Raw genomic sequence first — 18,771 nt, 5'->3', positions numbered from 1 at the left:
TTTATCAATGTTAATCCTTATTTGTATTAATGTTTGTGGCGATGGTGTGAATCGGGAAAATGCGGGTGAGAGTGCTCTAGCGGTTGGTGCTGATGGGAATGTTTATGTGGCACCCCTGGACTAACTGGGCAATCATGTGAATGCTGATGATGTTCATCATGCAGATGCTCGTGTTCATGTATCAAATCATCATGATGATGTAGGTGTTCATGTTGCTCAGTCAGATGCAACCAAATCCCTATTGCCATCAGCAGGCCAGCGACGATTAATGGCAGTGTGACAGCATCGCCCATTGCAACAGCCAATATCGCCCCTAAAAAGGGTGCGATAGAGAAATAAGCCCCAGTGCGCGCAGTGCCAAGGTGACGTAAACCAATCACAAATAGCGCCAGACTGACACCATAAGCAAAAAATCCGACCAGTAAAGCCCCGGCCAAATTCGTTAGTGGCGGCAAGGTAGCACCGAGAGCAAAAGCCAGACTGAGGTTGACCATTCCCGCAATCAGCCCTTTGACGGATGCAATCCAGGTGGCATCCGTCAGAGAGACTTTGCGAGTCAGATTGTTATCAATCCCCCATGCGAAGCAGGCACCAAGAATGGCCAACGTCGGCCATAAACCGGCAAAACGTGCTTCACCCGGCCAAGTTAAAATCGCCGCACCGGCGACGATAACTATCATGCCTAAGGCAATGCGACGGTCAAAATTCTCTTTGAAAGCAAACCAAGCCAGCAGGGCAGTAAATACCCCTTCAGCATTGAGGAGCAGTGAAGCGCCTGAGGCGGGCATTCCGGTCAAGCCGACCATCAATAACACCGGAGCAATAATCCCACCCGAGGTAATCGCGCCAATCAACCACAGTAGTTCATTGCGTGGCAGGCGGACGGCTGGCGGACGAGTGATTAACCGATAGAGTGCCAGGCCCACACCAGAGCCTAAATAAAGCAAGCCCGCCAGTAGCCATGGGCTAACAGTATTAAGCAACTGTTTTGCCAGCGGAGTACCGGTGCCAAACAGTATTGCGGCGGTTAACGCAGCAAGCACACCGGGCTGGCGTAATCCATCATGCCATTTCATTGGGTCACTCTGAAGATAACAAAGGAGGGGTTATTCTAACGCATGAACATAAAAAAGCCGGAAAGCTATTTCTGTCACAGAAAAAGTTAACCGGCTGGGTCGTTAGCGTCGAACTCAATTCTCCACGGTTTGCCGATGGAACAGCTCACGGAATACTGGGTAGATATCTTCGGGTTCACGAATGTGTTGCATGGCAAAATTCTCATATCTTGCCTGCAAGTCTTCATATTCCCGCCATAACGTTTGATGGGCACGGCGCGTTATTTCGATATAACTGTAGTAACGCACCACCGGCAAAATCTTTTTCGCCAGTAATTCATGACACAGCGGCGAGTCATCAGCCCAGTTATCACCATCAGAGGCTTGGGCGGCGTAGATATTCCATTGGGCCGGGTCATAGCGCTCCTGAACCACTTCATCCATCAGTTTAAGGGCACTGGAGACAATGGTTCCGCCGGTTTCTTGCGAGTAGAAAAACTCCTGTTCATCCACTTCTTTCGCTTGTGTATGGTGGCGGATATACACCACATCGACGTTTTTATAGGTGCGACTCAGGAAAAGATACAGCAGGATATAAAACCGTTTTGCCATATCTTTGGTCGCCTGATCCATTGAACCGGACACATCCATCAGGCAGAACATCACCGCCTGACTTGAAGGCTCAGGGCGACGTTCATAATTTTTATAACGTAAATCGAAGGTATCAATAAAAGGTACCCGGGCGATTTTCTGTTTTAATTCGGCAATAGCTTTACGCAGACGTTCTTCTTCCAGCAATTGTGCTGGCTCAGAGTTTTCCAGCACGGTGAGGGTCGCTTCCAACTCACGCAGTTCGCGACGTTTACTGGCTGTCATGGCCGTGCGACGCGCCAGTGAGTTTTGCAGTGAACGTACCACACTGATATTGGCCGGCACGCCATTGGAGGTATAACCCGCACGATGAGTTTTAAACTCAGTCAGTTGTTTGTACTGATTTTTCTTCAGATTGGGCAGTGCAAGGTCTTCAAATAGTAAATCAAGGTATTCGTCTTTGGAAATCTGAAAGACAAACTCGTCCTCGCCTTCACCATCCTGACCGGCATTACCCTGACCACTGCCGCTACCACCGCCGCCACCTTGAGGGCGCTCCACTCGGTCATTGGTCACAAAGTGATCATTGCCGGGGTGTACTCGATGGCGTAATCCACCGCGGCCCTGATGGAACATCGGTTCATTTATATCATCGATAGGTATAGAGACTGATTCGCCACTTTCAATATCAGTGACCGACCTTTTATTGATAGCATCGGAAATAGATTGTTTAATTTGCGACTTATAGCGGCGCAAAAAGCGCTGGCGATTGACCATGCTTTTATTTTTGCCGTTGAGTCGTCGGTCAATAAAGTAGCCCATAGCTCCCCCAGCCCCTGCATCTTTCCCGTCGTTGCTGTGTTGGCCGCCTTCACTCACCCTAGTCACTTAGCGGACTCAGTTCCCAGGGTTTCGCTCAGTTGCCGCCTTGCTACAACGCGAAAGTTATTAGGGTGGACCCTGTATCTTTCACGTTGTTGCGGTGTTGGCTGCCTTTATTCACCCCGGTCACTTAGTCAACTAAACTCCCGGGGTTCATCAGATTATGATGATTTTCTTACCCGCAGATACCATTCACACAGTAAACGAACTTGCTTACGGGTATAACCTTTCTCCATCATTCGATCGACAAAGTCATCATGTTTTTTCTGCTCATCCGTTGAGGTCTTGGCGTTAAAGGAGATGACCGGCAATAACTCTTCAGTGTTGGAGAACATTTTCTTCTCGATAACCGTGCGCAGCTTCTCATAACTGGTCCAGTTTGGATTACGGCCATTGTTATTGGCTCTGGCACGCAACACAAAGTTGACGATTTCATTACGGAAGTCTTTCGGGTTGCTGATACCCGCAGGTTTTTCAATTTTCTCCAGTTCAGCATTCAGTGATTCGCGGTCAAACAGTTGCCCGGTATCTGGGTCACGATACTCTTGATCCTGAATCCAGAAATCGGCGTAGATAACATAGCGGTCGAAAATATTCTGTCCATACTCAGAGTAGGATTCCAGATAAGCTGTCTGGATCTCTTTGCCGATAAACTCAGCATATTTCGGGATCAGATAGCCTTTGAGATGTTCGAGGTATTTTTCCGCGACATCTTGCTGGAACTGTTCACGCTCAATCTGCTGCTCCAATACATAGAAGAGATGTACCGGGTTAGCGGCGACCTCAGCGTGGTCAAAGTTAAACACCCGTGACAGGATTTTGAAGGCAAAACGGGTAGAAAGACCGTTCATGCCTTCATCAACCCCGGCGTAGTCCCGATACTCCTGATAAGACTTGGCTTTCGGATCGGTATCTTTCAGGCTTTCACCGTCATATACCCGCATTTTGGAGTAAATACTGGAGTTTTCCGGTTCTTTCATGCGAGAAAGAATCGAGAAGCGAGCCAGTGTTTCCAAGGTGCCAGGGGCGCAAGGTGCATGGGTTAACTCACTGTGATTCAACAGTTTGTCGTAGATTTTGATCTCTTCTGAAACCCGCAGGCAATAAGGCACTTTGACGATATAGACACGGTCAAGGAATGCCTCATTATTCTTGTTGTTACGGAATGTGACCCACTCTGATTCGTTAGAGTGCGCGAGAATAATGCCGCTAAATGGAAGGGCAGATATTCCCTCGGTACCGTTATAGTTCCCTTCCTGGGTCGCTGTCAGCAGCGGGTGCAGCACCTTAATGGGTGCTTTGAACATCTCGACGAATTCCATTATCCCTTGGTTTGCACGGCACAATGCCCCTGAATAACCATAGGCATCAGGATCGTTCTGGGCGTGATTCTCCAGTTTACGGATATCAACTTTACCGACCAGTGCTGAGATATCCTGGTTGTTTTCATCACCTGGCTCAGTCTTCGCTATCGCCACTTGCTCAAGGATAGACGGCCAGACTTTGATAACTTTGAATTTGGTAATATCACCACCAAACTCATGCAGGCGTTTAGCCGCCCACGGCGACATAATCGTGCCGAGATAACGGCTCGGAATATTGTATTCTTTGGCCAAAATGGCCGCATCTTCCTGCGGGTTGAATAAACACAATGGATGGTCATTGACCGGGCTGCGCTCTCCATTGGCACTGAGAATATAGATTGGCACGCGCTGCATCAGTGCTTTCAAACGTTCGGCCAGTGATGATTTACCCCCACCTACTGGACCCAATAAATACAGAATCTGTTTCTTCTCTTCCAGTCCTTGTGCAGCATGTTTGAGATAGGAAACGATCTGCTCTATGGCTTCTTCCATGCCATAGAATTCTTCAAATGCAGGGTAACGGGCGATAACTCGGTTCGAGAACAGCCGAGACATGCGGGACTCAAGCGCGGTATCGACCATGACTGGTTCACCAATAGCCATCAGCAGACGCTCAGCCGCATTGGCATAGGCACTGCGATCTTGCTGGCAGATAGTGAGGAACTCCTGCAGTGTGAACTCTTCGTCCTTGGCAGCTTCGTAGCGCTGGCGATAGTGATCAAATATGTTCATAGCGATGCCCGTCCTGTTTGAATGGTTGGGAACATAAAATAATAGTAGCGCTTTATTGGGTTAAAATTTTGAAACTACTACCTTATTGTTATGGTCGCGTCTCCTCTAAAGGTCAAGTTCACCTTAATCACAGATTTGCCACCTCTAGTACAATAAATAACCACCATTTGGTAATTAAATCTATTTTTTATTTCATTTACAGTGTTTTATATATGATTAATCGAGATTATCTACTTGAATATATTGTTATTTTATTGTAATCAAATCTACGTAAATTTTTAGCTTGTCAGTGTGCGGTGTATCGGTGATAAGTTGTACAGAAACTATTGATGTCAGGCTGGCATGTGTAAAGATTTCGCCACGGGCAAACAATTGATTTACACTACGTTAACTCATGATTTTGTTACCAATGGGATTTAATCCGTGAAAAAACATTACATAAAAGCGAAACAAGTAAAAACCTTGGCAGCATTGGCTGTTGCTACTGCGGTTTGTATGCCAAGCGCGATGGCTGGAACATGGTCTCTGGGGGCATCCGCCTTAGTCAGTCCAGACCCTTACCGCGGTAAGAATGACCGTGTCTATCCTGTGCCTATCGTTTCTTATGAAAGTGATAATTTCTACTTCCGAACCTTGGCGGCCGGTTATTACCTGTGGAAAGATGATACTAATCGTTTATCTATTGATGCTTATTTTTTGCCGCTGCACTTTAAGCCAGGCGACAGTGATGATCAGCAGATGAAGCAGTTGGATAAACGCCGCAGTACCATGATGGCTGGGGTTTCATATTCCCATATCGAAGATTGGGGGACTCTGCGCACGATGTTCTCTGGCGATGTACTGGATAACAGCGGTGGGTTTATCGGCGATCTGGCCTACCTCTATCGCTTTAACGTCGATAGCTGGACCTTGACACCAGGTGTGGGTGTTAGCTGGAGTAGTGACGATCAGAATGATTACTACTATGGTGTCAGCCGTAGTGAATCAGCGCGTAGTGGTTTAGCACAATACAGCCCTAGTGATAGCTGGGCTCCGTATCTGGAGTTATCGGTCAACTACAACATTAATCCAAACTGGAATGCTTTCTTTACTGGCCGTTATATTCGTTTGGCTAGCGAAGTAAAAAACAGCCCAATGGTCGATGCATCGTATAGCGGCTTATTGTGGACTGGTGTGACTTATACTTTCCGTTAATTTACTGCACAAAACATCGATGCAATAAAAAGCGAATAATAAAAAATGGGGCACAAAGCCCCATTTTTATATCTGACAGTTTATATCGTTATCAGGAATTTTTACGGCTACGAATAGTCATGGCCAGACGCGCAGGGGCATCTGGTGTCGCGACTAACGGCTTATTCACCCGCGCAGTTTCCACGCAAACCATCGTTTTATAACCATCATTTGGCATATCGACCATGCTGCTGGACAGTTCAGCACCAGGGTTCCAGGCAACAACATCACTTTGGTGATGATGATGCACTTCAATGGTGCGTTTCAGTGCGGCATCTTTTATCAGGCTATAAGCTTCTGGCTGTGTATAGATTCGGTCAGTTTGACCATTAAAGACTAAGTCACCTTGCTGGGTGGCATCAGCAACTTTTAGCACTTTATCCAGGTATTTTTCACCCAGACCGCTGATTTTAACTTGGTTTATATCACCAATCTGGAAGTAGGTATGTAACGCTGCCACGGCTTCGTAATCACCATGTGATTCTAATTCCATTTCACATTCATCACCCAGCTTGAAGCGAGCAATCAAAGTGAATGCATGTGGCCAGAATTTACGTGATGCATCGCTGTCTTCCAGAGTGAAGGTCAGGATAACCCCATTCTCATTCTCATCGTGTGCGCTGAGAGTCCATGGCAATAAACGAGCAAACCCATGAGAAGGCTGTGCGGATGGACCAAACCAAGGCCAGCAGATAGGCACACCGCCACGAATAGCGACGCCATCTTTAAATGGGGTGTTATTACTCAACCAGATGACCGGTTGCTCACCACTTGGCTGGAATGCCAGTAAATGAGCACCTTGCAAGCTCACTGCTGCGCGCACTTTCGGATGGGAAACAACCACGACGGGCAGTTCATCTAACTGGCGTTGGCTGATGTAAGGCGAAATTTGTTCAACAACAGGTAGGGTGAATATTTTCTCGTTCATTCGTTTGGCCTTATGGGAATAGGAGCTTGAGATCCATTGAACTTCAGATTTTCGATAATATCACAGCCGTCAGATCTTGCAGCAAACCTAGGGCAGAGTAGTAGTGAATCATTGATATTGCGCAATTTATTGTCTAATTAACTGTCACACTTATCTCGCTGTTTTTAGACAATAAAAAAGCCACCCGAAGGTGGCTTTTGGCAGAAATCTACATCAATCCATTATTTGGAGATGTGAGAGATCAGATCCAGAACTTTGTTTGAGTAGCCAGTTTCGTTATCGTACCAAGAAACCAGTTTCACAAAGTTGTCATTCAGCGCGATACCTGCTTTAGCATCAAATACTGAAGTCAGTTTTTCGCCGTTGAAGTCGGTAGAAACAACGTCATCTTCGGTGTAGCCCAGAACGCCTTTCAGCTCGCCTTCTGAAGCTGCTTTGATGGCAGCACAGATTTCTTTGTAAGAAGCTGGTTTTTCCAGACGTGCAGTCAGGTCAACAACAGAAACGTTAGGGGTAGGAACGCGGAACGCCATACCAGTCAGTTTGCCGTTCAGTTCTGGGATAACTTTACCTACTGCTTTAGCAGCACCGGTAGAAGAAGGGATGATGTTCTGGGATGCGCCGCGGCCGCCGCGCCAGTCTTTGTGAGACGGGCCATCAACAGTTTTTTGAGTTGCGGTAGTTGCATGCACAGTGGTCATCAGCGCTTCAACGATACCGAACTTGTCGTTGATAACTTTAGCCAGTGGAGCCAGGCAGTTAGTGGTGCAAGAAGCGTTAGAAACGATTTCTTGGCCAGCATAAGACTTGTGGTTAACGCCCATAACGAACATCGGGGTGTCGTCTTTAGAAGGACCAGTCAGAACCACTTTCTTCGCGCCAGCAGCGATGTGCTTACGTGCAGTTTCGTCGGTCAGGAACAGACCAGTGGCTTCAGCAACGACGTCCACGTTAACTTCGTTCCACTTCAGGTTAGCCGGATCTCTCTCTGCGGTAACACGGATGGTTTTACCGTTAACAACCAGATGGCCGTCTTTTACTTCTACTGTACCGTCGAAACGACCATGGGTAGAGTCGTATTTCAGCATGTACGCCATGTAGTCAGCGTCCAACAGATCGTTGATTGCAACGATTTCGATGTCAGAACGTTCCTGAGCAGCACGGAAAACAATGCGACCGATACGGCCAAAACCGTTGATACCTACTTTGATAGTCATATATTCCACCAGCTATTTGTTAGTGAATAAAAGGTTGGTTGTAAAATTACAAAAACCTTACCGAGCGTCAAGCGGAATCGTGTCAATTATTGCTACAAATCAAACCAGGGGAGGTAGATCGAGCATTAATCGCGCGTTTCCTTGATACGATTAGCCTCATTTTTATATTGGGGCGAATTATTCAGTTTAAAGTGAGAATCAGTAATATTTGCGATTTTTATCACATTTATACTGTTGCCGCTTCGATGGCATACAGTTTAGGACAATTTTAACTGCTTTGTTGTTAATTTTTTGTTATTATTAGACGTTGTTTTCGTTGACTTTATTTCCTGCCAGAGAACCGCACAAATGGCTAAAGAACTGAACCCTACAGAAAATATTGAGAAACTGTCCGATATTCAGCGTCATGTCACCCAACAACGGGGGACAGAAGCGCCGTTTAGCGGCAAATTACTGCATAATAAACGTGATGGTGTATACCAATGTTTGTGCTGCCATCAACCGCTTTTTATCTCCGAATCCAAGTTTGATTCAGGCTGTGGTTGGCCGAGTTTCTATCAACCTCTTGATGCTAACTCAATTCGCTATATTGATGATTATTCTCATAATATGCATCGTGTCGAGATTCGCTGTGGTAATTGTGATGCCCATTTGGGACATGTGTTTCCTGATGGCCCGCAGCCTACCGGAGAGCGCTACTGCGTGAATTCGGCATCACTGAATTTTGTTGATGACCAAAATGGTGAACAGACCGCCGGGTAGTGCGGCCTGACGTCCCTATTTGATTTAAGAAAAATCGATTCAGCTTATTATTCGTTTACCTGAGGATGCTTTGATGGAGCTTGAAGACCTGATTTCAGTGATGACGCCGGAAATCTATCAACGTTTGGTGCAAGCCGTTGAGTTAGGGAAATGGCCAGACGGCGTGGCACTCACGCCAGAGCAGAAAGAGAATAGCCTGCAAATGGTGATGCTATGGCAAGCCCGTCATAACACCAATGCTCAGCATATGAGTATTGGCACTGATGGTCAGATCGTGATGAAATCGAAGCAAGAGCTGAAACAGCAATTCAACCAACCAACCTTGGTGAAGCTGAAGCCGGAGTGAAAGACTCAACGGTGCTGATAACGGCTCCGTTGAGTATTAATCTTAATGAGCTGTTGTTCGCTTCAGTCAGCAAGGAAGTGCGCCAAGGTCTGTATGTTTGCCCCTGCGTCACGCATAACATCAAAGGCTTGCTGGCTGTCTTGTGGTTGCAGGTTGACGCCACGACAACCATCACTGATGACGGTGGTTTGGTAGCCTAAGGCTAATGCATCCAAAACGGTGTATTTCACGCAGTAATCTGTCGCCAATCCCATAATGAACAAACGGTTTATTCCGTGCTGCTGCAACCACTCATCCAAGGGGGTTTTGGCTCGCCGACCATTGTCGAAAAAGGCACTGTAGCTGTCGATATTCGGGTCTTGGCCTTTACGGAAAATTGCGGTAATAGCCGCTTGGTTCAACTGCGGGTGCAGTGCAGCACCAGGTTTATCCTGCACACAATGCACCGGCCACCAGACTTGCGTTAAGCCCTCTAACTTACCGACGCTTCCTGGCTCCGCATTGGAGTTGATGGCAAAACTCCGATGTTCGGCGGGGTGCCAATCTTGGCTGGCAATGATCGGTATTTGTTGTGCCAAACAAGCAGCAATGGCCTCATTGGCAACCACAATCGCCCGGTCACCTTCCTCAACTGCCAAAGCCCCACCTGGGCAGAAGTCATTTTGCAAATCAATTAAGAGCAGTGCCGCATTCATAAAAACTCCGCCAGATCAGTTAGTGTCAGTTAATTCACCGCGCAGGTTCTGTTGCATTAATCGGCGGATATCTTCAGGGGATAGCGATTGACTCAACAGAAAATGCAGTTTTGTCAGGGCGGCTTCAACTGTCATATCAAAGCCACTGATAACCCCCGCATGCGCTAGAGCATTGCCAGTTGCATATCCGCCCATATTCACTCTGCCAGAAATACATTGAGTCAGATTGACCACCACAATACCGCGCTCGCTGGCATTTTTTAATTCGTCCAATAACTCGGCTTTCTGTGGTGCGTTGCCCACGCCATAGGACCGCAGAATAAGGGCTTTCACCGGTTGAAGGAGGAAGTTACGCACCACCGCACCGGAAATTCCAGGATAAATAGTCACCACGCCAATCGGCTGCGGTGTGATGCTATGGACAATCAATGAACCATTGTTGATTGGTGACACCACTGAGGCCATACGACGAATGTGGATACCCGCTTCAAGCAACACCGAGAGGTTGGGCGAAGCAAAAGCATCAAAGCCATCAGCATGCGCTTTTGTTGTGCGGTTGCCACGGAACAGTTTGTTGTTAAAGAACAAACTGACTTCATTGACTGGATGATTAGCCGCCAGATACAGGGCATTCAGCAAGTTGGTTTGCCCGTCAGAACGCAGCTCGGCCAGAGGGATTTGTGAGCCAGTAACTATTACCGGCTTAGCCAAGTTTTCCAGCATAAAAGAGAGGGCTGATGCGGTAAATGCCATGGTGTCGGTACCATGCAAAATAACAAAACCGTCGTATAAATCGTAATTCTGCTGAATATCATTGGCGATATGCTGCCAGTCCTCAGGAGTCATATCTGAGGAATCAATTAATGGGGCATATTCATGAATAGTAAAATCAGGCATTTCTGGTCGATGAAACTCAGGCATCAGCGCCAGTTGGCGTTGCAGGTGGCCTGATACAGGGATGTATCCGTGATCGGAACGCTGCATACCAATCGTGCCGCCGGTATAGGCGACGTAAATAGATTTCTTCTGCATAAGCAATATGCCTGATAAGTCGAGCTGAATAAGATGGGTGAATTATAGGGCGACTGGCGAGGAAAAAAAGCCCGGCAGGTGCCGGGCGGAGTATTTATCTACAATTTAATGCATTAACTAGCGCACATCACCACAAGTAAGACATAACGCATAGCGATTCTGCGGGTCATTGAGGGTATTGAGCAAACTAGGTTGATCTTTGACGGCCTGTGCCATGGCAGAGATTGGCGCAGGTAACCAGGCCTGAATTGCGGCAGGCAAAATCGCCTGTACTGACGCGCTCATTTGGCCAAAAATCAAATCGCTGAGGCTTGGCTCATCAACAAACCAATTCAGCTGCCAGGTTTTCAGTTTTGCCAGTTCAGCCACTTTATTAACGGCATCATCGAAGTCACCTAACTGATCTACCAAACCATTATTTTTGGCATCCATACCAATCCATACGTGGCCTTGCGCAATTTGATCGACTTGTTCAGGTGTTTTGTGGCGTGAGGTGGCCACCAGATCGATAAAGGTCTTATAGCCGTTTTCGATATTGATTTGCATCATCTGGGAGAATTCAGGCGGCAAATCTTTGGTCATCGACACATTCGCCAGAGGCGAGGTGGCAACACCATCAGTATGAACCCCAATACTCTCCAGCGAGTTTTGGAATGTATTAATCACACCGAAGATACCAATTGAGCCGGTCAATGTACTTGGGTTGGCGATAATATAGTTGGCTGGAGTCGAGATCCAATAGCCACCCGAGGCCGCCATGCCACCCATTGACACTACCAATGGCTTATTGGCTGCGCGCAATGCCGCTAACTCAGAACGAATTAACTCAGAGGCGCTGACACTGCCCCCAGGGCTGTTTACCCGCAAGATGACCGCTTTGATTTTCGGATCTAAACGCGCTTGACGAATTTGCGCCGCCAGTGCATCGCCGCCGACATTCCCTGGGGTTTGCGGGCCATCCATGATTGCGCCGTTAGCAAAGAGAACGGCTATCTGCTCACCTTGTTGCGGGGCTGGCGTTGGTTGGTAGTCATAAATACTGACGTAATTAAAGTCATTATTCTTTTTGTCCCAACCAAAGGTTTTAACCAGTTCTGTTTCCATTTCTGGACGAGAGGCTAATTGATCGACCAGTTTGCTAGTAAGAGCATATTGCGCAGGGGAGCCGTCTGCAGCTTGTAATCCGCTGATAACACCGGCTGCACCTGGGAACAATTGCTCTGGCGTTAATTGTCGATTAGCGGAAACAGCAGTCAAATAATTTTGCCATAACCCACCAATCCAGCGGCTATCCGCTTCACGGGCTGCCGGGGACATATCATCACGAATCATTGGTTCAACCGCAGATTTATAGGTACCCACGCGGAAAATATTAGTAGTGACTTTGAGTTTTTCCAACAACGATTTGTAATACAGATTATTGCTGGCAAAGCCATGCAGGTCGACTGCCCCTTGTGGCGATAGATAGATTTTGTTAGCAAAGCTGGCTAAATAATATTGCGTCTGATTATAACTGTCGCCAATAGCATAAATCGGCTTGCCAGTGTCACGGAATTCCCGCAGTGCTTTACCGATATATTGTAGAGAGGGCTGGTCAGCACCGGTAAAATCGCTCAGCGATAATACCAAACCAGTAATATTGTTATCGGTTTTTGCCAAACGAATAGTTTCTACAATATCAAACAGAGAGTTTTCCTGTAGACGATTACTGGATGACCCTAATAACTCGCGCCCCAATTGGCGTAGCTTATTATTGACCGCTGGCTGGTCAACCACTACACCACTTAAATTAACTAACAGTGCGCCCTTAACCGGTTCTGCCGGTTTGCTTTGGAACTGAAGGTAAATACCGACGCCGACCAAAATCAGCAGTATTAGAAAAAGATTAAGAATAAACTCTCTGACAAAATTCAGCAGACGCCAGGTCCACTTGAAAAAACCAGCAATAATTCGCCACAAAGTGCGCATGTTATCTCCAACAAAACCGGGCAAGTATCGTTATCCTAATGACCTGACGAACAAAAGTCAGCTTTAAATCACCGAAAAACCTAGCTAATAGGTCAACACTGGTAACAAAACGACAACTTATGCTACCGTGCTGAAAATGAAAATCGTTATCAGGAGAAAATGATGGATGCATTGGAATTGTTACTCAATCGTCGTTCGGCGTCCCGCCTTACCACTCCAGCCCCTACGGGAGACGCATTGGATCATATTATCCATGCTGGTATGCGTGCACCTGATCATGGCACATTACAACCATGGCGCTTTGTTTTAATCCAAAATGAGGGTTTAGAGCGCTTTAGCCAGTTATTACAAGATGCCGTTAAACACGATGGATCAGATGCTGCAGTATTGGAAAAAGCCAAGTTGGCACCATTCCGCGCACCTTTGATTATTACGGTGATTGCTCATGTAACAGAAAATCCTAAAGTACCGAATTGGGAACAGATCGTTTCTGCGGGTTGTGCAGTACAAGCGATGCAAATGGCAGCCTTGGCACAAGGATTTAATGGCATTTGGCGCACCGGCTCTTGGACTCAGCACCCGGTTGTTCGTCAGGGTTTTGCTTGCCGCGAACAAGATGAAATTGTCGGTTTCCTCTATCTTGGAACACCACAACTGAAGTCAGCGACCAAAGTGACGCCAGCGGATTACTCGACTTTTGTTCGCCATTTCTAACACTTATACTTTGTTTCTCATGTTAAGACGCAGCTTGCCGGTTTTTCCAGCAATAAGCTGCGTTTTAGCGCGCTTTGTGACCAACCTATCTGCCTGATAACCGCTATCTACTTACCAAGCTATGCTATAGGCGCTACCATAGGCCACATTGGATACTTGCCCTATATGCATCATTCCTGACTAAATAGCTTACAGATTGATTAAACTGCTTTTTATTGAACCTTCAGACGGGAGAGTGTTATGACATCGCCAGCGATACGTCTTACTCAATACAGCCACGGAGCGGGCTGCGGTTGCAAAATTTCGCCCAAAGTTTTGGATAAAATTTTGCATTCTGAGCAACAAAAATTCTTAGATCCCCGTCTGCTGGTGGGCAACGAAACCCGTGATGATGCTGCTGTCTATGATATTGGCAGTGGCGTTGGCATTATCAGTACTACTGACTTCTTTATGCCGATTGTTGATGATCCTTTCGATTTTGGGCGCATCGCTGCCACAAACGCCATTAGTGATATTTATGCCATGGGGGGTAAGCCTATTATGGCGATTGCCATTTTGGGGTGGCCCATTGACAAGTTGGCACCAGAAGTTGCCCAGCAGGTCATCGAAGGTGGGCGCTATGTTTGCCAGCAAGCCGGTATTTCACTGGCTGGAGGGCACTCTATCGATGCGCCGGAACCGATTTTTGGTTTAGCGGTGACCGGTATTGTCAGCACTGATCAAGTGAAGAAGAACAGTGCAGCCCAAGCCGGTTGCAAGTTGTTTCTGACCAAACCGCTGGGGATAGGCATCCTGACCACGGCAGAAAAGAAAAGTAAATTACGCCCGGAACATCAGGGTGTCGCTACACAAACCATGTGCCAGTTGAATAAATCAGGTGCTGACTTTGCGCATATTCCGGGTGTGACCGCCATGACAGATGTGACCGGTTTCGGTCTGTTAGGGCATTTAAGTGAAATTTGTCAGGGGTCGGGGGTGCAGGCGACACTCCATTTTTCAGCTATCCCACGTTTGCCGGCGGTGGAAGAGTATATTGCGGCTGGCTGTGTACCGGGAGGCACCGGGCGAAACTTTGATAGCTATGGTCATCTGATTGGCAAGATGTCTGAGTTACAAAAAAATCTACTCTGTGACCCGCAGACATCCGGCGGTTTGCTGCTGGCGGTACTGCCTGAGGCTGAAGCACAAGTACAAGAAGTTGCCGCTCAACATGGTATGACGCTCAGTGCTATTGGCGAGCTAAATGGGGTGGATAATGGCCGGGCGCTGATTGAGATAACAGAATGACCCTTTCTTTGATGCAGTTATGCGGTGAATGATGCGACTATTTATTGCCGAAAAACCCAGTTTGGCACGGGCTATTGCCGATATATTGCCGAAGCCGCATCGCCGCGGGGATGGATTCATTGCCTGTGGTAGTGACCAAATGGTGACCTGGTGCGTGGGGCACTTGTTGGAACAAGCCCAACCTGATGCCTACGATAGCCGTTACGCACGTTGGTCATTAGCTGATTTGCCGATTATTCCTGAAAAGTGGCGATTACAACCACGGCCCTCGGTGAGTAAGCAACTGAATGTTATCAAACAGTTATTACAACAGGCTGATGAAGTCGTACATGCGGGTGACCCTGACCGTGAAGGGCAACTCTTAGTTGACGAGGTGCTGGACTACCTCGATTTAGCGACAGAGAAACGGCAAAATGTGCGCCGTTGTTTGATTAATGACTTAAACCCACAGGCAGTCGAGCGCGCAGTAGAGCGTTTACGCTATAACCGTGAGTTTATCCCGCTGTGTGTTTCCGCCCTGGCAAGGGCCAGAGCCGATTGGCTCTATGGCATCAATATGACACGGGCCTATACCATTCTTGGCCGTAATGCTGGCTATGACGGTGTTTTGTCGGTCGGGCGAGTACAGACGCCGGTATTGGGGCTGGTAGTACGTCGCGATGAAGAGATTGAAGATTTTGTTGCCAAAGATTTTTTTGAAGTTAAAGCGCACATTGTCACCCCCGCTGATGAGCGTTTTATTGCACTTTGGCAACCCAGTGATTCTTGTGAATCTTATCAGGATGAAGAAGGGCGTTTATTGCATCGTCCGCTGGCAGAACACGTGGTTAACCGGATCACTGGGCAGCCAGCCATTGTCACGTCCTATAATGATAAACGGGAATCAGAAACTGCACCCTTACCATTTTCTCTCTCGACGTTGCAGATTGAAGCTGCCAAACGATTTGGTCTGAGTGCCCAGCAAGTGTTAGATATTTGCCAGCGTTTATATGAAACGCACAAATTGATTACGTATCCTCGCTCAGATTGCCGATACCTACCTGAAGAGCATTTTGCCGGACGTCATTCCGTGCTCAATGCCATCAGTATCCACCAGGCCGATCTTTTGCCGCTGGAGGTAATGGACAGTGACCGGCGTAACCGTTGTTGGGATGACAAAAAAGTGGATGCGCACCATGCCATCATTCCCACTGCGCGCGCCAGTAAGGTGAATCTAACCACTGATGAGAGCAAGGTTTACCGACTAGTGGCGCAACAATATCTGATGCAGTTCTGCCCTGATGCTCAGTTTCGTAAATGCGTCATTGAATTGGATATTGCCGGTGGAAAGTTTATTGCTAAAGCTCGTTTTCTGGCTGAAGCCGGTTGGCGGACGTTGCTGGGCAGTAAAGAACGTGATGAAGAAAACGAAGGCGCGCCGCTGCCCGTGGTGGAGAAAGGGGCTGAATTATTGTGTGAGCGGGGTGAGGTTGTTGAGCGTCAAACTCAACCCCCACGGCCATTCACAGATGCCAGTTTGTTATCGGCCATGACAGGGATCGCGCGCTTTGTGCAAGATAAAGAGCTGAAGAAAGTGCTGCGCGCCACTGATGGGCTGGGTACCGAGGCAACGCGCGCAGGTATTATTGAACTGCTCTTCAAACGAACTTTTTTGTTTAAAAAAGGCCGCTATATTCATGCCAGCCCGGCGGGAAGAGCATTGATTCATGCATTGCCCGATATCGCGGCGCGACCTGATATGACAGCACATTGGGAATCGACACTGACCCAAATTAGTGAAAAAAATTGTCGGTATCAGGATTTTATGCAACCGCTGGTGGCAACTTTGCAGGATCTCATTAGTCAGGCAAAACAGAATCGTTCACCTCAGGTTTTCCGTGGGTTGCCAGCAGCCCCCTCTGGTGCGACAAAGAAGCGCAAGAAAACACCGTCTAAAGCCAAGGAGAATAAGTCATGAGAACACGGTTACTGTTGGGGGTTATTGGTGTTACCACGCTGATTTCCGGTGCGGCTATGGCGAACCGAAATAATGTCGATGTTGTCGTTCCTTTGCCGCCAGAGATATGGAATAACGCCGCAAATCGTAATACTAACAATAATCCATGCACCCGTTGTTGTGTTTATCAAAACCAGAACTACTCGGAAGGGGCGGTATTGCGGGTCGAGGGTGAAGTGCTGCAATGTGTGCGTGATTCCAGTGTTATTGGAACTAACCCACTAATTTGGAAACGATTAACCAAATAGTGGCTTAGCGCTTTTGGGCAATAAAAGCATCTAGCAGTGGAATATCGGCGGGTGCCAGAGGGTAGCGGTAAGCATCCTCTGGTGCTAACCAAAGCAGCGCTGAGTGACAATGTAAAACAGGCTCGCCACTAAAGCTTTCTATATGCCAGGCGTGCAGCCGGATGGTGTTTTTTGGCGAATCCCACTGGTTGGTTGCAATATACTCTGCGACTGTGGCCGTAATATTCAATTCTTCAGCCAGTTCACGTATCAAAGCCTGAGGTTGACTCTCACCGGCTTCAACTTTCCCGCCGGGGAACTCCCACAACCCAGCCTGATCACGTTGTGAGTCTCGCTGTGCCAATAGAATTTTGCCATTTCGTTCAATTATCGCTGCGACGACATCAATCATTTCTTTTTCCCTGATAACGATGGTGGGTATATTCCATTGAGAAATCGCCCTATATTTAAATAGCGGCGATATACCCAGAACGATTGGAACTGCACGACTCAAATAAATGATATGGTCGTTTCCATAATGGTCGGAGCGAGGATATAAAAATCAGAGTGCGAACTCAGACCATACCGGTGCGTGATCTGACGGTTTTTCCATTCCACGGATTTTATAGTCGATGCCAGTGGCAATACAACGAGCAGCCAATGGCTGACTTGCCAGCAATAAATCTATGCGCAGACCTCTATTTTCATCAAAACCCCGTGAGCGGTAATCAAACCACGAAAATTGATCGTTACAATCAGGATTAGCTGCACGGAAAGTATCAACCAGACCCCAACTTTGCAAACGTTCCAACCATGCGCGTTCTTCAGGCAAGAATGAACACTTACCGGTACGCAACCAACGTTTGCGGCTTTCTTCACCAATACCAATATCCAGGTCCGTTGGGCTGATATTTAAATCCCCCATAATAAGAATCTGTGCATCAGCAGAAAGTTGTTGTTCCAAATACTGCTGCAAGTCAGCATAAAAGCGCTCTTTAGCAGGAAACTTTGTTGGATGGTCGCGACTTTCTCCTTGTGGGAAATAGCCATTAATAACAGTTAAAGTCCCTTGTGGTGTTGCTATATCCGCCATGATAATACGGCGTTGAGCATCTTCTTCGTCACTCGGAAAACCACGACGAACAGCTAAAGGCTCTTGCTTGGTCAGCAGTGCTACACCGTAATGACCTTTTTGCCCATGATAAAAGACGTGATAACCATGCTGACTGACGTCTTCAAGCGGAAACATATCATCATGCACTTTCGTTTCCTGAAGTCCGATAACATCAGGCTGATGTTGTTCAATGATAGCCGCCAGTTGGTGAGGTCGAGCACGTAGGCCATTGATATTAAAAGAGACAAACTTCATGGTCAGCACCGTTTTATTCGTTAGAAATGAATTGGAATTTTAGCAGATGCAAAATAAAAATGTAATGCACCAGCAGAGAATAGATAATAAAAATAGGTAATCAATAAATATTTATGAATAAGAGTGACAAGGAATTTAAAATAATCATATTAATATCACTTTGTTATGTATTAAATTTAAGCCATATCAGTCATGATGAATTTAATGAAAATTGTATACACCCATTGGTCATGGAGATTTTTTGGTGATCAATTTAAATATCTTCAATAGATATCCATTTTTTAAATACCCATTAAAAATTTTTTCGCTTTAAGTTATTAGTTGTAACAAGCATCTATCAATCTGTTTTTTTATTCTTTCGTCATGAATATTC

The 18,771-nt window shown here is 46.9% G+C and carries 17 protein-coding genes; 7 read left to right on the top strand and 10 right to left on the bottom strand.

All coding sequences use genetic code 11. The features are described 5' to 3' along the window. Positions 1–26 precede the first annotated feature (26 nt). The 3 genes from DJ58_RS18935 to yeaG all read right to left on the bottom strand — a co-directional run bounded on the left by DJ58_RS18935 (position 27) and on the right by yeaG (position 4,624). Positions 27–1,076 carry a DMT family transporter gene (locus DJ58_RS18935; protein ID WP_004708447.1) on the bottom strand — a complete coding sequence of 350 codons (1,050 nt, stop codon included), beginning with the start codon at positions 1,074–1,076 and terminating at the stop codon, positions 27–29. A 114-nt stretch (positions 1,077–1,190) separates the two neighbouring features. Next, complete coding sequence (locus DJ58_RS18940) at positions 1,191–2,468, bottom strand: YeaH/YhbH family protein (protein ID WP_032910856.1); 1,278 nt, start codon at positions 2,466–2,468, stop codon at positions 1,191–1,193. 221 nt (positions 2,469–2,689) lie between these two features. Next, the gene (gene yeaG, locus DJ58_RS18945) at positions 2,690–4,624 is read right to left on the bottom strand and encodes a protein kinase YeaG (RefSeq protein ID WP_004708444.1); all 1,935 of its coding nucleotides are present in this window, start codon (positions 4,622–4,624) and stop codon (positions 2,690–2,692) included. Positions 4,625–5,047: 423 nt separating this feature from the next. Between yeaG and DJ58_RS18950 the strand changes: the two genes are divergently transcribed. Next, positions 5,048–5,818 carry a MipA/OmpV family protein gene (locus DJ58_RS18950; protein ID WP_004708441.1) on the top strand — a complete coding sequence of 257 codons (771 nt, stop codon included), beginning with the start codon at positions 5,048–5,050 and terminating at the stop codon, positions 5,816–5,818. A gap of 91 nt (positions 5,819–5,909) precedes the next feature. Here DJ58_RS18950 and DJ58_RS18955 read toward each other — a convergent pair whose 3' ends face one another. Beyond that, complete coding sequence (locus DJ58_RS18955; RefSeq protein ID WP_004708439.1) at positions 5,910–6,785, bottom strand: D-hexose-6-phosphate mutarotase; 876 nt, start codon at positions 6,783–6,785, stop codon at positions 5,910–5,912. A gap of 221 nt (positions 6,786–7,006) precedes the next feature. After that, positions 7,007–8,002: a glyceraldehyde-3-phosphate dehydrogenase gene (gene gapA / locus DJ58_RS18960; RefSeq protein ID WP_004875218.1), complete on the bottom strand. Its 996-nt coding sequence runs from the start codon at positions 8,000–8,002 to the stop codon at positions 7,007–7,009. A 348-nt stretch (positions 8,003–8,350) separates the two neighbouring features. On the opposite strand from gapA, the gene msrB reads away from it, so the two are divergent. Further along, positions 8,351–8,764 carry a peptide-methionine (R)-S-oxide reductase MsrB gene (gene msrB / locus DJ58_RS18965; RefSeq protein WP_004708435.1) on the top strand — a complete coding sequence of 138 codons (414 nt, stop codon included), beginning with the start codon at positions 8,351–8,353 and terminating at the stop codon, positions 8,762–8,764. Positions 8,765–8,837: 73 nt separating this feature from the next. Further along, a complete protein-coding gene (locus tag DJ58_RS18970; RefSeq protein ID WP_004708433.1) occupies positions 8,838–9,110 on the top strand; it encodes a YeaC family protein in 273 nt (90 codons plus the stop codon). 62 nt (positions 9,111–9,172) lie between these two features. Here the strand turns inward: DJ58_RS18970 and pncA are convergent, their stop codons facing one another. From pncA to sppA, 3 genes are all read right to left on the bottom strand, one after another. After that, entirely contained in the window at positions 9,173–9,805 is a 633-nt protein-coding gene (pncA, locus tag DJ58_RS18975; RefSeq protein ID WP_004708432.1) for a bifunctional nicotinamidase/pyrazinamidase, read from the bottom strand. A 15-nt stretch (positions 9,806–9,820) separates the two neighbouring features. Beyond that, on the bottom strand, positions 9,821–10,837 hold the full coding sequence (gene ansA / locus DJ58_RS18980; RefSeq protein WP_004708430.1) for an asparaginase: 1,017 nt from the start codon (positions 10,835–10,837) through the stop codon (positions 9,821–9,823). A gap of 117 nt (positions 10,838–10,954) precedes the next feature. Continuing rightward, a complete protein-coding gene (sppA, locus tag DJ58_RS18985; RefSeq protein ID WP_032910854.1) occupies positions 10,955–12,805 on the bottom strand; it encodes a signal peptide peptidase SppA in 1,851 nt (616 codons plus the stop codon). 162 nt (positions 12,806–12,967) lie between these two features. Between sppA and DJ58_RS18990 the strand changes: the two genes are divergently transcribed. From DJ58_RS18990 to DJ58_RS19005, 4 genes are all read left to right on the top strand, one after another. After that, positions 12,968–13,519: an NAD(P)H nitroreductase gene (locus DJ58_RS18990; RefSeq protein ID WP_032910853.1), complete on the top strand. Its 552-nt coding sequence runs from the start codon at positions 12,968–12,970 to the stop codon at positions 13,517–13,519. Positions 13,520–13,759: 240 nt separating this feature from the next. Then, entirely contained in the window at positions 13,760–14,806 is a 1,047-nt protein-coding gene (gene selD / locus DJ58_RS18995) for a selenide, water dikinase SelD (RefSeq protein WP_032910852.1), read from the top strand. A 31-nt stretch (positions 14,807–14,837) separates the two neighbouring features. Continuing rightward, positions 14,838–16,763, top strand: a complete 1,926-nt coding sequence (locus DJ58_RS19000) for a DNA topoisomerase III (protein WP_032910851.1) — start codon at positions 14,838–14,840, stop codon at positions 16,761–16,763. Further along, positions 16,760–17,050, top strand: coding sequence for a DUF1496 domain-containing protein (locus tag DJ58_RS19005; protein WP_032910849.1), 291 nt, complete (start codon positions 16,760–16,762; stop codon positions 17,048–17,050). The genes DJ58_RS19000 and DJ58_RS19005 overlap by 4 nt, the downstream gene beginning before the upstream one ends. 4 nt (positions 17,051–17,054) lie before the next feature. Here DJ58_RS19005 and DJ58_RS19010 read toward each other — a convergent pair whose 3' ends face one another. Together DJ58_RS19010 and xthA are read right to left on the bottom strand one after the other, a co-directional pair. Further along, positions 17,055–17,441: a pyrimidine (deoxy)nucleoside triphosphate diphosphatase gene (locus DJ58_RS19010; RefSeq protein ID WP_004708419.1), complete on the bottom strand. Its 387-nt coding sequence runs from the start codon at positions 17,439–17,441 to the stop codon at positions 17,055–17,057. A 150-nt stretch (positions 17,442–17,591) separates the two neighbouring features. Then, a complete protein-coding gene (gene xthA / locus DJ58_RS19015; protein WP_032910847.1) occupies positions 17,592–18,398 on the bottom strand; it encodes an exodeoxyribonuclease III in 807 nt (268 codons plus the stop codon). Positions 18,399–18,771: the final 373 nt, after the last annotated feature.

Origin of the sequence: Yersinia frederiksenii ATCC 33641 (assembly GCF_000754805.1) — a bacterium.
Classification (GTDB): domain Bacteria; phylum Pseudomonadota; class Gammaproteobacteria; order Enterobacterales; family Enterobacteriaceae; genus Yersinia; species Yersinia frederiksenii.
Note: the sequence above shows the minus strand (reverse complement) of the source record. Positions and strands in the feature narration are given on the sequence as shown.